The organism is Pseudoalteromonas sp. BSi20311, from assembly GCF_000239875.1.
Taxonomy (GTDB): Bacteria; Pseudomonadota; Gammaproteobacteria; order Enterobacterales; family Alteromonadaceae; genus Pseudoalteromonas.
Window position 1 is genome coordinate 12,928 of sequence record NZ_BADU01000022.1, and the last position, 18,841, is coordinate 31,768.

Below are 18,841 nucleotides of genomic sequence, written 5' to 3' on the forward strand. Positions count from 1 at the left end.
GTGACATGGATAAACAGTGGCAAAATAGAATAATTGAGCAATATAAGCACCGCCCTAACGATAACCGCTCTGCTTGGCAAATAGACCGCTCACGAATCATTCATGCTGCCGCATTTAGACGCCTTCAAGCTAAAACCCAAATAATGGGCATTGGCTTAAACGACTTTTACCGCACTCGCCTTACCCATTCTTTAGAAGTATCGCAAATAGGCACTGGCATATTACGCCACTTAAAAGCTCAGCATCCAAGCTTTGCGCATTTTCCATCAACCGGATTACTCGAAACCTTATGCTTAGCCCACGATATAGGCCATCCACCGTTTGGGCATGGCGGCGAAATTGCACTTAACTATATGATGCGTGCTCATGGTGGCTTTGAGGGTAACGCACAAACACTGCGCATTGTGGCTAAGCTAGAGCCCTACAGTAACGGCTACGGCATGAACTTAACTAGACGCACCTTGTTAGGATTTATTAAGTACCCAGCTTTTATTGATAACCTTTGGCATAATATCCCACAAGAAAATAAACAGCGTGCATTTATTAAAGCCGATGACTGGCGACCAGCCAAAGGTATTTACAATGACGATGCCGCGATATTTAATTGGATTATTGAGCCTCTTAGCGCAAGTGATAAAGCGTTATTATCTAGCCAAGAACACGCAGATGCTTATCGCGCTAAAACCCGTTATAAATCACTCGATAGTGCCATTATGGAACTGGCTGATGACATTGCATATGCCGTTCACGACCTTGAAGATGCCATAGCTACCGATGTGCTCAGTTTAGACGACTGGCTTACTCATGCATTACCGCATTTACAAGCACTTGACTATGACTGGTTAAACACTTTGCTGGAGTCACTCTCCAAGCGGTTATTTTCAAAGTATGAACATGAGCGAAAAGACGCCATAGGCGAACTGGTGAATACCTTTATTATTCATATTCATTTAGATACCCAAAACGATGAATTTGAATGCCCTATTTTAAGGCATACCGCAAAATTAGATCAGCAATACGAAAATGTGTTACAGATCCTCAAACACTTTGTATTTCAGCGTTTAATACGCGACCCACAAATGCAGCAAATAGAATTTAAAGGGCAAAATCTACTCATAGAATTATTTACTGCGTTTGCCAGCGATCCGCTGCGCTTATTACCCGAAACCACGCAGGCACTGTACCTTGAAGCTGAAAAACACAATCAAGGTATGCGTATTATTTGTGACTATTTAAGCGGTATGAGCGACGAATACGCTTATAAAACCTATCAACGGTTGTTCTCTCCCATACAATAAGTTAGCTAATCTGAACTCAGGTTAGTCAACATAAAAAAGCCGAGTCACTTACGTAACTCGGCTTTTCGTTAGTTTATAAAATCACACTACAGTGATTTAATGCCCATGTTGTAAAGCGTAAAACCGTACATGTCGGCATAAAGGTCAATAATTTTACTGGTTGGTGTGCCGGCACCATGGCCTGCATTGGTTTCAATACGGATAAGCGTTGGGTTAGTACCCGCTTGATTCGCTTGAAGTTCAGCTGCAAATTTAAATGAATGCGACGGTACAACGCGGTCATCATGATCGCCCGTAGTGATCATAGTCGCCGGATATTCAACCCCTGCTTTTACGTTATGAATTGGCGAGTAGCCTTTTAAGTAATCAAACATTTCTTTACTTTGATCGCTAGTTCCGTAATCGTATGCCCAACCAGCGCCCGCTGTAAATGTATGATAACGAAGCATATCCAATACGCCTACCGCAGGTAACGCAACTTGAAACAAGTCAGGTCGCTGGGTCATTACAGCACCCACCAATAACCCACCGTTTGAACCACCACGCAGTGCTAAGCGCTTTTTAGAGGTGTATTTTTTATCTTGTAAGTATTCAGCTGCAGCAATAAAGTCGTCAAATACGTTTTGCTTTTGCAATTGTGTACCTGCTTTATGCCACTCTTTACCGTATTCACCACCACCACGAATATTAGCCACTGCGTATACGCCGCCTTGCTCAAGCCAAGCCGCTGTTGTAGAGCTAAAGCGAGGTGTTAAGCTTATATTAAAGCCACCATAGCCATATAAAATAGTTGGGTTGCTGCCATCTAATTTAATATCACTTTTATAAGTGATAATCATCGGTACTTTAGTGCCATCTTTAGAGGTATAAAATACTTGCTCAGAGGTATAGTTATCGCTATTAAAATCAATCCCCGATTTACGGTATACTTTTGACTCACCGCTTTGCACGTCAAAGCTGTAAGTTGTGCCTGGGGTTTTATAGTTAGTAAATGAATAATAAAGCGTAGTTTGCTCTTTTTTACCGCCAAAACCACCCGCCGTACCAACACCTGGTAAACTAATATCGCGGATCAACTCACCTTGTTTGTTGTACTGTTTCACTTTAGAAATAGCATCAACCATGTAGTTGGCAAAAAACGTATTTCCGCCAAGCGTTACATTAAGTACGTTTTCAGTTTCTGGGATAAAATCTTGCCAGTTTTCTGGCTGTGGATTGCTTGCATCAACCGTCACTACTTTTTTATTTGGTGCATTTAAGTTAGTAACTAAAAATAGCTTGCTGCCTTCGTTGTCAATCACGCTGGTATCAGAGTCTGTATTACCCACTACAGTAACAAATTCGCTATCTGGCTTAGTTAAATCTTTAATAAATAACTTATTACCTGAGGTCGATACGCTGGCACTAATAAACAAGTAACGACCATCTTTGGTTGCTTTAGCGCCCACATAGCGGTGTTTTTGTTCTGCTGTATCGCCAAATACTAAAGTATCTTCGCCTTGATCTTGACCTAACTTATGGTAATACACTTTATGTTGGTCAGTTTTTGCAGAAAGCTCACTGCCCTCTGGCTTATCGTAGCTTGAATAGTAAAAACCGTCATTTGCTAGCCAGCTAACGCCACTAAATTTAACATCAACTAGTGCTTGTTCTACCTGCTCTTTGGTTTCGGTATCTATAACAATGATTTTACGCCAATCACTACCACCTTCTGAAATTTGGTACGCTAACAATGAACCATCTTCTGAAAATGATAAACCCGACATTGAAGTGGTGCCATCTTCACTAAAAGTATTAGGATCTAAGAACACTTCAGCTTCACCGCCGTCTTTGCTGCGGTATAAAACGTACTGGTTTTGCAGGCCATCATTTTTATAAAAATAAGTGTAATCACCTTCAGTAAACGGCGCGCTGATTTTTTCGTAGTTCATTAGTTTTTCAAGGCGCTGTTTAAGTGTGTCTCTGTAAGGCACTTGCTCTAAATACGAAAAGGTAAGCTTGTTTTGTGTTTTAACCCACTGAGCCGTTTCTTCACTCATATCATCTTCTAACCAGCGATACGGATCAGCCACGGTTTCACCAAAGTAAGTGTCAACCACAGCGCCTTTTTTAGTTTCAGGGTAATCTAAAGAATTTACTGCTTTCATTGCTGTTTTTACTTCATTTTGAGTGATGTTTTCTGCAGGTTGTGAACAACCCGCAAGTGCGATTACAACCGCACATGTCAGTGTTTTTTTAAGCATTGCTTTACCGTTATTTTATTTATAGTCAGTCTAAACTATTAACTTTTACCGCTTTTGTCTATCAACTTGCGTTAAACGTCATTTATCGCTGTTAACCTGCACCTAGTTGCGCTTAAATAGATGAACAACTTTTAAACACTAACAGGTTGAGTAATGACAGAAACTGAATCTTTTACCAGCTTTAAACGCTTTTACCCTTACTATCTAAAAGAGCATCGTAATAAAACTTGTCGCAGGCTGCATTTTATTGGCAGTAGTTTAGTGTTGCTCTTGATCGGTTATGCGTTTATTAGCTCACAATTCGTATTGTTATGGTTATTACCGCTGATTGGTTATGGCTTTGCATGGGTTGGGCATTTCTTTTTTGAAAAAAACCGCCCTGCCACATTTAAGCACCCGTTTTACAGTTTATGGGGCGATTGGGTCATGTTTAAAGATATGCTGATTGGCAAAATCAAATGGTAAATGGCTACTTACGCTATCGCTATAATAAACGCCTCTGCTTACTCGCTGTAAATAAATTGTAGATTGAATGTAATTCAATTGACCTCGATTGTAGAAATGGTCTACCTTGACAACAGTAATTTCAATTAGTTCATTAATTTAAAAAGATTAAATTGAAACCACCTGTAGAGCATCGAATGAGGGAAATTAGTCATGCAACTTACACCACTATTTACAGCAAAAAAAACCATCTCTTTAACAATAGCAGCTGCACTTGTTGGCTCATGGACGGTTAACGCCGCTGAGCAAGAGACTCAGGCGCAAGAAAACATTGAACAAATTAGTGTGATTGGCTCTCGCCGACTAGGTCGCACGGTCGAAGATAGCCCTGTTCCCATAGATATTATTAGTGGCGACGCCTTAAAAAGTTCAGGACAAACAGAAACTAATGCGCTGTTAAGTACGTTATTACCAAGTTTTAATTTCCCACAGCCATCAATTACCGATGGCAGCGACCATGTGCGCCCAGCTCAACTGCGTGGCTTAGCTCCTGATCACACCTTAGTGCTCGTAAATGGTAAACGTCGCCACAGTAACGCGCTACTTAATTTAAACGGCTCAACGGGTCGTGGTTCGTCATCGGTTGATTTAAACGCCATACCTGCAAACGCGATTGAACGCATTGAAGTATTACGCGACGGCGCCGCAGCTCAATATGGCTCAGACGCTATTGCTGGGGTGATTAATATCGTCCTTAAAAGCAATAGCAGTGGCGGTAGTTTGGGTGCCGTTTATGGTGCAAATATTACCGATATGGACGGTGTCGCGCAGTTACAATCGGTTTCTGAGGACGCCAATGGTGACTTAGCTTTTACTGAGGGCGGCGACCGCTCGCTTACCGACGGCCAAACTTTAACTCTGCAAGGTAATATGGGGTTTGAATTAGGCGATAACGGCTTTTTGAGTATTTCTAGTGAATATCGCGATCGCAGCTCAACCAACCGCTCTGATTACGACCAACGCGAAAACTATCCTCGTTTACCTGATGGCTCTCTCGACCCACGCGAATTCACATGGGATCGTTACAACCACAACTTTGGTAACGGCACTGTTGAAGACTTTGCGTTGTTTTACAACGCAGGTTATCAGCTAAATAACGATGCTGAGCTCTACTCGTTTGGCTCTTACAGCAAGCGTGAAGGGGAAGGCGGTGGTTTTTATCGTCGCGCCCAAGACAGCCGTAACGTTACACAAATATACCCTGATGGCTTTTTGCCGGTGATCACCTCAGACATTGATGACTTTTCACTGGCTTTAGGTGTGAAAGGCTTTGCTAATGAATGGAACTACGATGCCTCTGCGGTATACGGCCAAGATGCCTTTAACTTTGGTGTTATTAATAGCTTAAACACTTCATATGGGCCAAGTAGCCAAACTAGTTTTGATGCAGGCACGCTTACTTATGATCAGCTGACTATTAATCTTGATTTTAGCCGTGAGATTGATGCTGACTTTTTAGCCAGCGGAATTAACGTGGCAGTGGGCGCTGAGTATCGCCGCGAAGGCTACGAAATTCAAGCGGGTGAAGAAGCCTCTTATGCGCGTGGTAATTTTGGCCCAGGTGGTGCCGTGACCGATCCGGTTAATGGCCCATTCGGCTCTGCAGGTTCACAAGTGTTCCCGGGGTTCACACCTGAATCTGCGGGTGACAACAGCCGCCACAATGTTAGCCTTTACGTTGACTTAGAAGCCTTTATTACAGATAACTGGAATGTTGCCATCGCCGCGCGTTACGAAGACTACTCTGATTTTGGCGACACGCTTAATGGTAAAATTGCCACCCGCTATACACTTACAGAAGACTTAGCACTACGCGGCTCTGTATCAACCGGCTTTAGAGCGCCCTCTCTGCAACAGCAATACTTTACCTCGGTAGCGACTGTATTTGTAGATGGCGAACCAACACAAACAGGTACCTTTGCGCCAAGCAGCGATGTTGCCGTTGCATTAGGTTCACCGGGTTTAGATGCAGAAGAAGCTACTAACTACGGTGTTGGCTTTACGTGGTCAACCGACTTCAACTTCAGCTTATCTGTTGATTACTACCAAATATTAATTGATGACCGTATTGTGTTATCAAATAACTTATCGGGCGCAGGCGTTGCAAGCTTACTTGAGGGCACAGGCGCTAACCAAGGTCGATTTTTCTTAAACGCGATTGATAGCAAAACCCGTGGCGTTGACGTAGTGGCTTCTTATAATTTAATCACCGACAACTTCGGTGATGTAGCATTTAACTTAGGTTACAACTACGGTAAAAACCAAGTCACCGATATTATTGACCCACCAGCACAATTACAAAGTGTTGGGGTTGAGCAAGATAATTTGTTCTCGGGTAACGAGCTACGTCGTTTTGAAGTAAGCACGCCGCGCAATAAATACAACCTTAGCGCAACATGGACACTTAACGAATGGCGCACCACACTACGTAGTACTCGCTACGGTGAAACACAAGACCCATCTGAAAACCCAGAGCGTAACGAAGTGTTAGAACCTAAATGGATCACCGATTTAGATGTTGCCTATGCACTCAATAATAATCTTACTCTGAGCTTAGGCGCTAATAATGTGTTTGATGTATACCCAGATCCAACTCGTGAGCTGGTGAGCGATGTAACCACTTTCTCTCGCTTGTTCTCGTACTCGGGCTTTTCACCATTTGGTTTTAATGGCCGTTATGTATACGGCAAAATTGAAATGAAGTTTTAAGCTGTAGCTTAAACCAAAAAGCCACACTAAATAGTGTGGCTTTTTAATAGATTAGGGTCTGTTGATCTTTCAAGGTTAAATTTGCAGCAGTCTGTTTGGTATTTAGGCAAGGCAGAGCCTATGTGGTGTGGTTATTCCCCATAAATAGGCGATAACGCAGCATCAATGCCAAACAGGCGCTGCCCGAAGGGTTCTGCCTAGGGACGATTTACTCTTTGTTGCCTACATGGATGTAGGTAAGGGGCGTGAGCAGGACGCGGAAGCTTTGCTCGGTTTTTACTTAGCCCACTAGGTTACAAACCTCGCGCCGCGATTAAACCGCCCCTAGTTTGAACAAATTTTAATCCGCAAAGGTCAACAGACCCTAGAACCCGATTAGATTTTAGTTAACCAACCGTGTTTATCTTCGCTTTTACCCCATTGAATATCGTTCAATGCTTGGCGCAAACGTGCCGTAGTTGGCCCTGGTTCACCGTTACCCACTTTGTATTCTTTATCGTTATGGATAAACGTCCCTACTGGGGTTAATACTGCCGCAGTGCCTGAAAGTGCTGCCTCAGTACCTGGTTTTGCTGCGCGCTCTAAAAGCTCAGTGACAGTAAAGTTGCGCTCGCTAACCGTCATACCTAAATCTTTAGCAATAGTTAAAATGCTATTACGAGTTACACCGTGTAAAAATGTGCTATCAAGTGCTTTAGTAATGATTTCGTTGCCATCAATTAAAATAAAGTTTGCCGCGCCGGTTTCTTGCACATCACCGCCTGGGCAAAATAAAATTTGGTCGGCTTTATATTTAGTGCGTGCTGCTGAAATTGGGCCAAGCGCGCTGGCATAGTTACCACCACTTTTGATCATGCCCATGTGCGGTGCACAGCGCATACCATCTTCTTCAAGTAAGATTCGTAACGCAGTTGCGCCACCTGAAAAATAATCACCCACTGGCGATAATAGCGTGTAAAGCAATGAACTCATTGACGGTGCAGCCGCTTTACCAATGGCAGCTTCCGTACCAATGTGGGTTGGGCGAATATACATAGAACCTGGAGGAAGCGGCGTTTCATCGGCGTATTCACGTACAATATCGATGATCATTGTTTTTAGCATCTCGCCATCAACAGCAGGTAAACTCAACAATTCAGAACTTTGCTGCATACGCGCAATATTAGCGTCCATTCTAAAAATATTAACCGAGCCATCTTCGTGGCGAAAGGCTTTTAACCCTTCAAAACATGTACTTGAATAATGAAGAACGTGTGCACCTGCATGTAACTCAAGCTTATCGCAAGGAACAATTGAGCTTTCGCCCCACTGGTTGTCAGAAAACTTAGCTTGAATCATCTGCGGCATAAACACAGTACCAAATGCTGCCATTTTTATTCTCTCTTGTGTGGTCTATTTTTCTCCATTGTATGACAACCAGCTACTATTTAACCATAGCAAAACGAGCTGTTTTTAAATTAATTAGAAGAATTTTTTGCATGTACTGATGATTGTTTAATCAAAAAAGCGCTTGCTAACTCTTTAATGCAATAATCAGCTAACATTTTAAGATTAGCTGATTATTTAATGCATACATTATAGTAGCAGCTATTTTATTAACCTCTATTTAAATGAATAACGCAATATACGCTTTAACACTGAGGTGTATTGCTGAAAAAATCCGCCAGTATTATAAGCAATCCCCTGCTTTTGTAATGCAGCTTGCACTTTAGGCGCAATTTCTTGATAACGCGACGACGGCATATCAGGAAATAAATGATGCTCTATTTGAAAGCTTAAATGCCCAGTTAAAATATGAAACCAACGCGCCCCTTTAATGTTTGACGAACCCAGCGCTTGGCGATAATACCACTGCCCTTGGCTTTCGTTTTTGCAGTCTTGCTCATAAAAGGTATGGGTTTGCTCAGTAAAATGGCCACAAAAGATAATGGTTGAGGTCCATAGGTTACGAATTAAGTTTGCCAGCAAATTACCACTTAATACCCACAAAAATAGTGGCCCCGCCAAAACTGGAAATAACACATAGTCTTTAATTAGTTGGCGTGCACCTTTACTAAAAAAGCGCTTTTTTAAGGTGCTATGCGCCACAGCACCTTCACGGTTTGGTTTCTTTTTACCTATAAAGACTCGCTCGCCTGCGAGCTCGTGATACGACACGCCCCACTGAAACAGCACGCTCAGATTTAAATAGGTAATAAACTGCCATGTATTTTTTAGCCGCCATTTAAAGTCATTGCTCAATCTTAATAAGCCATAACCAAAGTCACGATCTTTTCCGATAATGTTAGTGTAAGTATGGTGTTCAAAGTTATGAACGCGGTTCCAGCTTTGGCCGTCGCAGGCTATATCCCACTCGTAAGTTTTAGAGTTAAGCTGTTTGTCGTTCATCCAATCGTATTGACCATGCATTACGTTGTGGCCAATTTCCATGTTGTCGAGAATTTTAGCCAAACCAAGTAACAATACACCCGCTACCCACAATAATGGCTGCACAAAACCAAGCATCAATAAAATCCGTCCGCCTATTTCGCAAAACCGCTGTTTACGCACAATAGAACGAATATAGTTTGCATCCTTTTGCCCAACTGTAGCTAATGTAGACATTTTAATTTCATCTAAATCATCGGCTAACTGTTGATAATTAATGGTTGTCATAGCTGTAACTCCAAATCGCTAACGGCTTGGCTCACACACAGTTGAATTAACTGCTCGCCAGTATCTGATAATTGATTAGTTTTTAAATTACGCACCACTCCAGACTTTTTAATGCACTGACATTGATGACAAATACCAATGCCGCAGCCTCGCTGCACAGGGAGTTTTTTTGCTTCAAATTGGCTTAGTAACACGTCATTACTAGTCACTACGTGCGTGTCTTTGTTTATTTTCACTGAAAACTGGCTATCGTCAGTCAAGTTGGGCAAGGCTAGGCCAAAGGATTCTTGAAAGTAGCCAAGCTTATGCTGCTTAGCAAAATCTGCAATTTGCTGCATAAAACCACTAGGGCCGCAGCAATAAATATCTGGCTGCGCATCAAGGTTTATGTGCTGTGTTAATGGTGTTAGTGCATCGCGTGTGAGTAATGAAAAACTAAAATGCGCAAAGCGCTTTGCCAGTGCCGTAAGTTCATTTGTACACTGGTGTGCATCCGCCTTAGCAAAGTACAATAATTGCATCGGGCTATTTGTATTGCCAAGTTGTTGCTCAAGCATGGCAAGCATTGGGGTAATGCCAGAGCCACCCGCTACAAAAACGCTAGGCTTGTGCCAACTTTTAAATACAAAGTCGCCACGAGCTGGCGATATATTACACCACGGCTGCAAACTTAATGCCTGTTGTAACTGGCCGGTAAACTGCCCTAGTGAACTGGTTTTTATCAGTAAGCGCACTAACCCTGTCGCTTTAAAATAGTCAGGACTACTGGCAAGGGTAAACACTCGGGTTAATAATCGTCCATTAACTTCAACCGTTAAACTAATATGCTGGCCAGCAATATGCGAGCGCCACTGTTTACTTGGTTTTAAGGTAACACTCAAAAAATCGTGGCTACAAGGGCTTACCGCTATAACTTTTGCGCTGAAAAATCCTGCGCGCCATGCTGGTTTAAACACCTGCATAATTGGCTCTATGTAAGCGGCAAAGCTTTGATGATGTAAAAACAATTTTGTAAATTGGTTTAACGCCTTAATAAACATAGTGATTGTTTCTCTATTTAAATCTATATCCCAATGAGCGCGTTAAGTAACACGCATCAATTAGGTTAATTATTTGAGCCTACACGTGTAAGCTCAACTTTCAGCGCACAAGTGTACGCTGACATTTTTAAATTTCAAGCCTAATAGAGTAATTATTCGAATTTTTTACTGGCAGGTATTTAACAAGCAAGCAATACCCCCTTGAGTGACGGTTGTTTTTCATTCAACTTAAATATTTAACATTATGATTAATAGCATGCTAGGCTGGTTGGAATTGTTAATTTTGGAAGCCATTATGAACAAACTTAAAACACTAAAAAAACGCGCACTAATCACAACGGTAACAACAAGTTTATTGCTTGGTGCACTGGGCAGCCTTAATGCTCATGCTGTTGATTTTAAAGAACTAGACTCTTTAAACCTGAATATAAAACCCATGACAATTGCTAAAGGGATCGCTGTTCCTTGGGCAATTCAACCACTACCTAATGGCGACTTATTAATTACTGAGCGCAGTGGCACCTTGTATTTACTGCGTAAAGATAGTGAAGCACTAATAAAGGTTACAGGATTACCCAAAATTGATGACAACGGCCAAGGTGGCCTGCTCGATTTAGCATTGCACCCTGACTTTGCAAACAACCAGTGGTTATACCTTACCTACTCAAGTAGTGAAGGTGATGGTGAAGGCAGCAACACCGCACTTATGCGTGCAAAGCTAAGTAACGATCACAGCCAACTGCTTGAGCCACAACAATTATACAAAGGGGAACATAATTCTAAAAAAGGCCAGCACTACGGCAGCCGGATTGTATTTGATAACCAAAACTATGTGTATTTTTCGATTGGCGATCGTGGCTCGCGCGATGTTAACCCACAAGACTTAAGCCGTGATAGTGGTAAAATTTATCGCTTACACGAGGACGGTAAAATTCCTACCGATAACCCGTTTGTTGCGCAAAAAAATGCAAAACCCGCCGTTTGGTCATATGGCCATCGTAATCCACAAGGTATGTGGTTTGATCAACAAACAACCACCCTATGGTCGCACGAACACGGTCCACGCGGTGGCGATGAGCTTAATATAATTAAGCCTAACACCAATTATGGCTGGCCAGTGGTGAGTTACGGTATTAACTACAGCGGTACCTCATTTACTGATTTAACCGATAAACCGGGCATGCAAGCGCCAGTTTCGCAATGGACTCCCTCTATTGCCCCCTCTGATATGCTCATGGTTAAAGGTAATAAATACCCTGAGCTGAAAGGAAAAATGCTACTTGCTTCAATGAAGTACGCCTTTGTTAGCGTGCTTGAATTAGCCGACAGCAAGGTGGTTAAGCAACATAAACTACTTGAAGGCGTTGGCCGCATTCGCAGCTTAGCTCAAGGCCCTGACGGTACTATTTATTTAGGCTTAGATGGCCAAGGCATTGTTCGCCTAGATCCTAAGTAGCCATTTAACACACCTAATTACAGTAACAGCAAACTTTTTGCAGCTTAACTGCGTACTGTTACTGTAATTAGCTAATAAACAACGAGGGTGTTGATGTTTTCATTTTTAAAGCCAGATCCAATCAAAAAATTACGTAAAGAATACGACGCAAAATTAGAGCAAGGCATGCAAGCTCAAAGAAAAGGCGATATTAAAAGCTATGCGATGTTAACTGACGAGGCTGAAAAAATCTGGAGTGAAATAGAAACACTCGAAGCCAAAAAAACTAAGTAAACATTTCACCAAATAAGTTTGAACCTACCCCCGCATTAACAGTGCGGGGGTTGTATTTCCCCGACTAAATAACTTCTATAAACATTTACCCAACTTGGAAAATTAAATACAATTCTTAAGGTTTAATTTGCATTTCTCCCATCACGTTATTACAGTCCTATTAATGTATAGTTAAAAGCCATTTTATTTCTCGCATAATCAGTTGTTTACATCAAAGTTAATTAGTGGAATTATTAACCAATAGTTATTTTCCTCTGCTTGAGGGATATTCATTTTTAGCTCATGGGATGTTTATGGAATTTAAGCAAGCGCAAAAAGATATGGATTTCGCCTATTTTGGTGGCGCAACAGGTGTTGTTATTTCTGGATTAATTTGGTGTTTAGCAGGTTTAATTGCAGTACTGTATTCAACTCAAGCAAGTATGCTTACCCTGTTTATTGGAGGTATGTTTATACACCCACTGGCTATGTTGCTATCAAAAGTACTTAAGCGCCCTGGACAACATGACTCAACCAACCCATTAGGCAAACTTGCTTTAGAAAGTACCGTTATTTTATTTGTTGGTTTTTTCATCGCCTTCTATGTTTCTAAGCTGCATCTACAATGGTTTTATCCAATAATGCTGTTGGCAGTAGGTGTGCGTTATTTAATTTTTAATACTTTATATGGCGCAAAAGTTTATTGGCTTTTAGGTGCTGTGCTTATGCTAGCGGGAGTAGTTTGTATCTTATTAAATGCTAACTTCGTCATTGGTGCTTTTGTTGGCAGCATAACAGAAGTTATATTCTCTATCGTGATCTTCAATAAATCAATAAGTCGGTCGTAAAGACCCATTAATAAATTATTATCAACAAGGAGAGTGACCAATGAAGGTTTTGTTATTTAGTTTTTTATTACTATGTTCACTATTTTCATCTGCATCTGATTTAATCTTAGCGAAACAAATTACGTTAAAGTCAGACTCACTAGGAGAAGACAGAAACTTATTAATTAAGCTTCCAAATCAATATTATGAGAATAGCGCTACCTACCCTGTGTTATACGTATTGCACGCTCAATGGGATATGCTTTCGACCTTAGCAACGCTTGATTTGTTAGCAGATCAGATCCCAAATTTTATAGTTATAGGTGTACAAAGTAGCGGAAAAGAGCTGAGCCCTAATAAGGGTAAGGTAACACCATTTGCTGAGTTTATTTCGCAAGAAGTCGTCACCTACGTCAATGCTAATTATCGAATAGCACCGTATAGCATTTTGTCTGGACATTCGAACTCAGGACGTTTTGTCTTGGATTATTGGTTAAATAATCCCGCTGCTTTTTCAAGCTATTTTGCTTTTAGCCCCTCTGTTGATGATGGCTATATTGTCGATATGATCTCTCAATCAGACATTGAGTCTTTAAAAAGTAAAGCACCGCTAGCAATAACAATTGCAAATGAAGGTGAGCATATGCAACAGCCTTTTAGTAATTTAACGCAAAAACTGAGTGGTCTAGCTAAAGAGAAATTTGTATTTAAAAAGTTCCCCGAGCAAACCCATAGAACAACAAAGCACCCTTCAATGCAGTTTGCGCTGCAGTCTACATTTACCAATTGGCAGCCAAGCTATGAGGTAAAAATTGCCGGATTGGACAGCCTAAAAAAGCACTACACTCAATTATCTAAAAAGTATGGCTTTACAGTCAATGTACCCAACGAAACATTGCAAAGACTCACCGCACATTATGCAATATCAAAAGATGACAACGCGATTGAGCAATTGCGTAAGCATATTACTTTTACTATTAATCAAACTCCCGAAGGGCTTGATGCCTTGTTTGAAATTGCTGAATATTTAAGTGCTAATGATTATGAAAGTGCCGGTGAGCGCATTTTTAATAAACTATGTGCTCAAGCTAAAAACGTGTCTCAGTGTACTGGCAAGCGTGCAATATAATACAAAAGTTATAATAATTTAAGATTATACCGAGGAATACAGATGTACACAGGTAGTTGTTTATGTGGCTCAATCAACTTTTCAATTAATTGTGCTGTTACTGATATTATCCATTGTCACTGCTCGCTTTGTCGTAAGGCCAGTGGCAGTACTTTTGCTACTAATGGATATATTAATGCGAGCGATCTGACATTAACTGACAAAAATGGCACACTTACTTTTTACCAAAGTAGTGAAGGTAAACGTAAGTACTTTTGTAAAACCTGCGGCGCACCAATATATAGTGCTAACGCTCAATCACCTCAAAGGTATCGCCTTCGGTTAGGCGCTTTGACCTGCGATATAACAGAGCGCCCCATATCGCATAATTTCATCACCTCAAAGGCAAATTGGGAGGATTTAGATGCCCAGCTTCCTCGCTATGAGCGACATGAGCCAGGGCGTAAGTAAATCCATATAAATTTATCTATTTCTGTAGTGGGAGTTTTAATGCAACTGAATCAAGTCACCTTGCCGGTAAACAATATGATTGAAGCGGTGAAGTTTTATCGCACACTTGGCTTTACCCAAATTGTTGATACACCTCATTATGCACGTTTTAGTTGCCCTGAAGGTGACTCTACATTTTCATTGTCTTTAGAAAGTGAATTTTTTGAAAATCATTCTGTAATTTATTTTGAAAACGATAACCTTGAGCAATTGTGCCAGCAGTTAATCAAAAAAGGGATCGTATTCGAACAGCAACCCACAGAGCAAAGGTACCTATGGAAGGAAGCGATTTTAAAAGACCCCTCAGGAAATAAAATTAAACTCTACAAAGCTGGAGAAAACCGCTTAAACCCTCCTTGGAAAGTACAAAAACAGCCATAAAGCTAAGCACTAAGCGCTCAATGCTGGCGTTTAAGTACTGTACTTAGTTATTTATATTCCACCTTAGCGGTTAAGCGATTAAATAGCCCTGGGAAAAACCGTTTTATAAACGGTGCCCAGCCACTCAACCCTTGGCCTATCACAACTTCGTCTTTTTTATTATAGATTGCAGTGAGCATTTTTGATGCGGCGACATTTACGTTCATACCATTTTCTATTGAAGGTTCAGGTTTGTTTTGCGCCTCCCCTTGCTCGTTCAATGAGTTATGAGCAATCGCCGTTTTAATTGAGCCTGGGCAAATAGTTAAGCAATGTATATTGTGCTCTGCTACTTCGGCGCGTAAGCAGTCCATAAAGCCCACTACAGCGTATTTACTGCCTGAATAACCAGTTCTAAACTTAGAGCCTACTTTACCTGCCACACTACTAATAGCCACTATTGAACCGCTTTTACGCGTTACCATTGAAGGCAATACCGCTTTAGTGAGTGCAATTAAGCCAAAATAGTTTACTTCCATAAGTTGGCGATACACTTTAAAGTCGTTTTCTAAAAATAAGCTACGCTGTGATACGCCGCCGTTATTTATTAAAATATCAATGGGGCCTAAGCTGTCTATTTGTGCTGACACATCCTGCAGTACGGTTTCGGGCTTTGATAAATCAAGGGGGATAACACGATGCCCCTCGCCTTTTAATTCGGCTTTTACTTGGTTGAGTTTATCCACATTTCGCGCTGATAAAATGACCTTTGCACCTTGCTCTGCAAATTGCTTGGCAAGTTCTTCACCAATACCTGATGATGCGCCGGTGATCCACACTGTTTTATTATTATAATCCATGGTTTACCTTATATTATTAATTATGCTTTAGTTGGACCTGCTATTTCATTCACTTGCTGTTCTAAGTTTTTGTAAAAGCCCATTAAAAATAACAGCTCAACAGTGACATACAAAGGGCCAATAATTAAGCCAACTAAATCATCAACAAAAGCGGGCTTTTTACCTTCAAAATAATGACCAATAAATTGTAATACCCAGCCAAATACAAACACCCCAACTCCAATTGTTAACCATGGCACCAAAGCCATAGCGGCTATTGGTTGTGCAGCTACCAGTAATAAAGTAAAAATAATGCCCATTATCAAACCAAGCGAAAAGCTCAGCATAAAATAGTAAACCACAGAGGCTAATACAAAAATTTGCGCACCATCAATGTTAGCACTGGCAATAGGAATTTCAATTCGTGCAAGTAAACATAAAACGGCAAACACAATAAGTGGAATACCAAAAAAATGGGTTAATACATTTCGTTTAGAACGATGGTACAAACCATACTGGCCGAGCTGTTGTTCAAGGGTTTTCATGGCGATGTTCCTGTTGTTATTTTTTATAAGCAAAGCTCACCTTATAAAAAAAGCCACATAATAACAACTGATAACGAGAGTTAATCAATAAAACTAAGTAAGTAGTAGTTTAATGCGTTATTGCTATAAATTAGGTAAAGTCATCGTTAATAATTAACGTGATCATCACGAGGACGTTTGCATGTTTTTAAAGGCACTCGCCGTTGGCCTTTTGCTCGCTTTGGGTGAGGTCGTTAACGGCAATATTAGAGTAAGGATCTTACATAAATTTTACGCTCTAAAGCGCGCTAAAACGCTCAGCTTATTTTCCGGCACTGCGATTATTTATGCCATTGCGTGGATCACTTTGCCATGGATTAACCCTATTTCGTACTTAGATTGTTTAAATGTGGGCTTAGTTTGGCTAACAATAATGCTTAGTTTAGATATTGTTGTGGGCAGATATGTATTTAAATATAAGTGGCACAAAATTCTTGATGATTTTAACCTCTTCAAAGGTAACTTACTGAGTGTAGGGATGCTGTTGCTTTTTATAAGCCCCAGCTTGGTATTTTGGTTACAGATGAAAGTTATGGTTTAGATCACTCCTCTAAAAGCGCAGCGTCTCTTCGCCTTCTTTGTGCATAATTCAATAAACCCTATTTGAACACAGAGAAACGAATGAGGACTAAATGAGAAGCCATAAAAAGTTGTTGTTTAGATCACTCCTCTAAAAGCGCAGCGGCTCTTTGCCCTCTTTGTGCATAATTCACTAAACCCTATTTGAACACAGAGAAGCGAATGAAGAGTAAATGAGAAGCCACAAAAAGTTATGGTCTAGTACACTCCTCTATAAGCGCAGCGTCTCTTCGCCCTCTTTGTGCATAATTCACTAAACCCTATTTGAACACAGAGAAGCGAATGAGGAGTAAATGAGAAGCCACAAAAAGTTATGGTGTAGTTCACTTCTCTAAAAGCGCAGCGCCTCTTCACCCTCTTTGTGCGTTAATCACTTAAAATCTATTTAAAGTAAGAAATAAATAAGCTTTCAACATACCGCGATCTAAGCTAATGCGGTTACCAGCTTGCCTTTTTCATGTGTGGGTTGCATTGCCATTCGCTGAGTGCCTTTTTCGAATTCTTGCTCTAACATTTTTTGTAGTTCGGCAATCTGCTCTTTTATGGCGTCTACATCAGCACCTTGCTCTTCTAGTTTTTCTGCCAACGCTGCTATTGCTGCCTTTAGCTCAGCTATTTTTTCTTTATCAACACCTAAACGTTGATAAATTAATGCCTGTTGCGCATTTTCTAAAAAGCTTTTGTCTGCTGGCTTAGCGATAAAATTGGGGGGTGCTTGATTTTCAGCGGCACTGGTTGTTGCCGCAGCGGCAGACGTCGGCACAACATCACTCGCTTTTGCCGCTTTGTTAACGGGGCTGTTATAACTACTATATTGATTTTTAAAGGTTATTGATGTCATTAGCTGAAATCCATTTTGCTTAACTGTAATAACACAGCAACTTTGATACCAATTGATATTTTTATTTCAAATTAAGCCCACTTAGCTCATTTCGCACCCATTTTTCATCTAAATATTGCTCTAAGTGTTGTTCAGCAAACTTTAAAAAACTGCGTGCAGCATGTGATATGTGTCGGTCTGTACGCACCACAAAATACCAATGACTGGCTAAAGTGGTGTCGGTAACATTAAGCACTTTAAAGCTATTATCACCTTTAGGTAGCACATGCTGAGAAAGCACCGCAATCCCCATACCTGAAGCCACCGCCACTCTAATCGCTTCATTACTGGCCATTTGCACACTGTCACTTAATACCAAGCCTCTACTTTGCAGCTCGCTCTCAAATAACATGCGCGTTGCGGAGCCTGTCTCGCGTAGTAAAAAACGATACGGAACTAAATCAGCCAGTGTCAACGCGGTTTTATCGGCTAACGGATGATTTAGCGGCACTATAAACACTAAAGGATTATGTAAAAACCTAGCTGCTTGGGCATGCTCTAATGATGGCGGGTGACTAAATACATAAATATCATCTTCTCCGCGTTCAAAGCGTGCTAAAACAGCAGAGCGATTACCTATTTCAAGTGGCAGCTCTACATGCGGGTGTTCATTACTGTATGGCCCTAGCAACTTAGGTAAAATATATTGGGCGGTATTAACCATGGCAATTTTACATCGTCCACGTTCCCCCCCTTTTAGCTCCGCTAGGTAATCTTGGTAGTCTTCAAAATGACCAAAAACCTGCTGACAGGTTCTAAACAAGGCCATGCCGGCTTCGGTTATTTGCAACTTTTGTTGCTGCATAATTATTAACGGCTCACCTACCGCTTCTTGTAAGCGTTTAATTTGTAAAGAAACCGTAGGCTGAGTCAAATGAAGCCTGCGCGCCGTTTCGCTTATAGAGCCGGTTTTTACTACACTCATAAATACTTCAAGTAGTCTAAAAGAAAGTTGCCTTATGTTCATACACACCTCATAGATTTTTATCTATAGGAT

Annotated in this window: 18 protein-coding genes; 10 read left to right on the plus strand and 8 right to left on the minus strand. The window is 41.0% G+C overall.

From position 1 onward, the window contains the following. Positions 1-5 precede the first annotated feature (5 nt). Complete coding sequence (locus P20311_RS02255; RefSeq protein WP_008109207.1) at positions 6-1,298, plus strand: anti-phage deoxyguanosine triphosphatase; 1,293 nt, start codon at positions 6-8, stop codon at positions 1,296-1,298. A gap of 86 nt (positions 1,299-1,384) precedes the next feature. Here P20311_RS02255 and P20311_RS02260 read toward each other — a convergent pair whose 3' ends face one another. After that, complete coding sequence (locus P20311_RS02260) at positions 1,385-3,541, minus strand: prolyl oligopeptidase family protein (protein WP_008109209.1); 2,157 nt, start codon at positions 3,539-3,541, stop codon at positions 1,385-1,387. A 153-nt stretch (positions 3,542-3,694) separates the two neighbouring features. On the opposite strand from P20311_RS02260, the gene P20311_RS02265 reads away from it, so the two are divergent. Both P20311_RS02265 and P20311_RS02270 read left to right on the plus strand, forming a co-directional pair. Then, positions 3,695-4,006, plus strand: coding sequence for a DUF962 domain-containing protein (locus P20311_RS02265; protein ID WP_008109212.1), 312 nt, complete (start codon positions 3,695-3,697; stop codon positions 4,004-4,006). Between the two features lie 192 nt (positions 4,007-4,198). Beyond that, complete coding sequence (locus tag P20311_RS02270) at positions 4,199-6,754, plus strand: TonB-dependent siderophore receptor (RefSeq protein WP_008109214.1); 2,556 nt, start codon at positions 4,199-4,201, stop codon at positions 6,752-6,754. 375 nt (positions 6,755-7,129) lie between these two features. On the opposite strand, the gene P20311_RS02275 is transcribed toward P20311_RS02270, so the two are convergent. The 3 genes from P20311_RS02275 to P20311_RS02285 all read right to left on the minus strand — a co-directional run bounded on the left by P20311_RS02275 (position 7,130) and on the right by P20311_RS02285 (position 10,449). Further along, positions 7,130-8,131 (minus strand): branched-chain amino acid aminotransferase, encoded by a 1,002-nt coding sequence (locus P20311_RS02275; protein WP_304645892.1) that lies wholly within the window; start codon positions 8,129-8,131, stop codon positions 7,130-7,132. Between the two features lie 225 nt (positions 8,132-8,356). Further along, positions 8,357-9,409 (minus strand): acyl-CoA desaturase, encoded by a 1,053-nt coding sequence (locus P20311_RS02280; protein WP_008109218.1) that lies wholly within the window; start codon positions 9,407-9,409, stop codon positions 8,357-8,359. After that, the gene (locus P20311_RS02285; RefSeq protein WP_008109220.1) at positions 9,406-10,449 is read right to left on the minus strand and encodes a flavin reductase family protein; all 1,044 of its coding nucleotides are present in this window, start codon (positions 10,447-10,449) and stop codon (positions 9,406-9,408) included. The genes P20311_RS02280 and P20311_RS02285 overlap by 4 nt, the downstream gene beginning before the upstream one ends. 295 nt (positions 10,450-10,744) lie before the next feature. On the opposite strand from P20311_RS02285, the gene P20311_RS02290 reads away from it, so the two are divergent. From P20311_RS02290 to P20311_RS02315, 6 genes are all read left to right on the plus strand, one after another. Further along, positions 10,745-11,905 carry a PQQ-dependent sugar dehydrogenase gene (locus P20311_RS02290; protein WP_036932621.1) on the plus strand — a complete coding sequence of 387 codons (1,161 nt, stop codon included), beginning with the start codon at positions 10,745-10,747 and terminating at the stop codon, positions 11,903-11,905. Between the two features lie 93 nt (positions 11,906-11,998). Next, a complete protein-coding gene (locus P20311_RS02295) occupies positions 11,999-12,178 on the plus strand; it encodes a DUF6435 family protein (protein ID WP_008109224.1) in 180 nt (59 codons plus the stop codon). Between the two features lie 224 nt (positions 12,179-12,402). Further along, complete coding sequence (locus P20311_RS02300) at positions 12,403-13,005, plus strand: hypothetical protein (protein WP_238529421.1); 603 nt, start codon at positions 12,403-12,405, stop codon at positions 13,003-13,005. Positions 13,006-13,045: 40 nt separating this feature from the next. Beyond that, positions 13,046-14,113: an alpha/beta hydrolase gene (locus P20311_RS02305; RefSeq protein WP_008109227.1), complete on the plus strand. Its 1,068-nt coding sequence runs from the start codon at positions 13,046-13,048 to the stop codon at positions 14,111-14,113. A gap of 42 nt (positions 14,114-14,155) precedes the next feature. After that, a complete protein-coding gene (locus P20311_RS02310; RefSeq protein ID WP_008109230.1) occupies positions 14,156-14,563 on the plus strand; it encodes a GFA family protein in 408 nt (135 codons plus the stop codon). A 39-nt stretch (positions 14,564-14,602) separates the two neighbouring features. Further along, positions 14,603-14,983: a VOC family protein gene (locus P20311_RS02315; protein WP_008109232.1), complete on the plus strand. Its 381-nt coding sequence runs from the start codon at positions 14,603-14,605 to the stop codon at positions 14,981-14,983. A gap of 47 nt (positions 14,984-15,030) precedes the next feature. On the opposite strand, the gene P20311_RS02320 is transcribed toward P20311_RS02315, so the two are convergent. After that, positions 15,031-15,822 carry an SDR family oxidoreductase gene (locus P20311_RS02320; RefSeq protein ID WP_008109234.1) on the minus strand — a complete coding sequence of 264 codons (792 nt, stop codon included), beginning with the start codon at positions 15,820-15,822 and terminating at the stop codon, positions 15,031-15,033. Between the two features lie 20 nt (positions 15,823-15,842). Beyond that, the gene (locus P20311_RS02325; RefSeq protein ID WP_008109236.1) at positions 15,843-16,346 is read right to left on the minus strand and encodes a DUF962 domain-containing protein; all 504 of its coding nucleotides are present in this window, start codon (positions 16,344-16,346) and stop codon (positions 15,843-15,845) included. 181 nt (positions 16,347-16,527) lie between these two features. Between P20311_RS02325 and P20311_RS02330 the strand changes: the two genes are divergently transcribed. Continuing rightward, on the plus strand, positions 16,528-16,926 hold the full coding sequence (locus tag P20311_RS02330) for a hypothetical protein (RefSeq protein ID WP_008109238.1): 399 nt from the start codon (positions 16,528-16,530) through the stop codon (positions 16,924-16,926). Between the two features lie 462 nt (positions 16,927-17,388). Here the strand turns inward: P20311_RS02330 and P20311_RS02335 are convergent, their stop codons facing one another. Together P20311_RS02335 and P20311_RS02340 are read right to left on the minus strand one after the other, a co-directional pair. Further along, a complete protein-coding gene (locus P20311_RS02335) occupies positions 17,389-17,805 on the minus strand; it encodes a hypothetical protein (RefSeq protein ID WP_008109239.1) in 417 nt (138 codons plus the stop codon). A gap of 61 nt (positions 17,806-17,866) precedes the next feature. Then, a complete protein-coding gene (locus P20311_RS02340) occupies positions 17,867-18,811 on the minus strand; it encodes a LysR family transcriptional regulator (RefSeq protein ID WP_008109240.1) in 945 nt (314 codons plus the stop codon). Positions 18,812-18,841 lie beyond the last annotated feature (30 nt).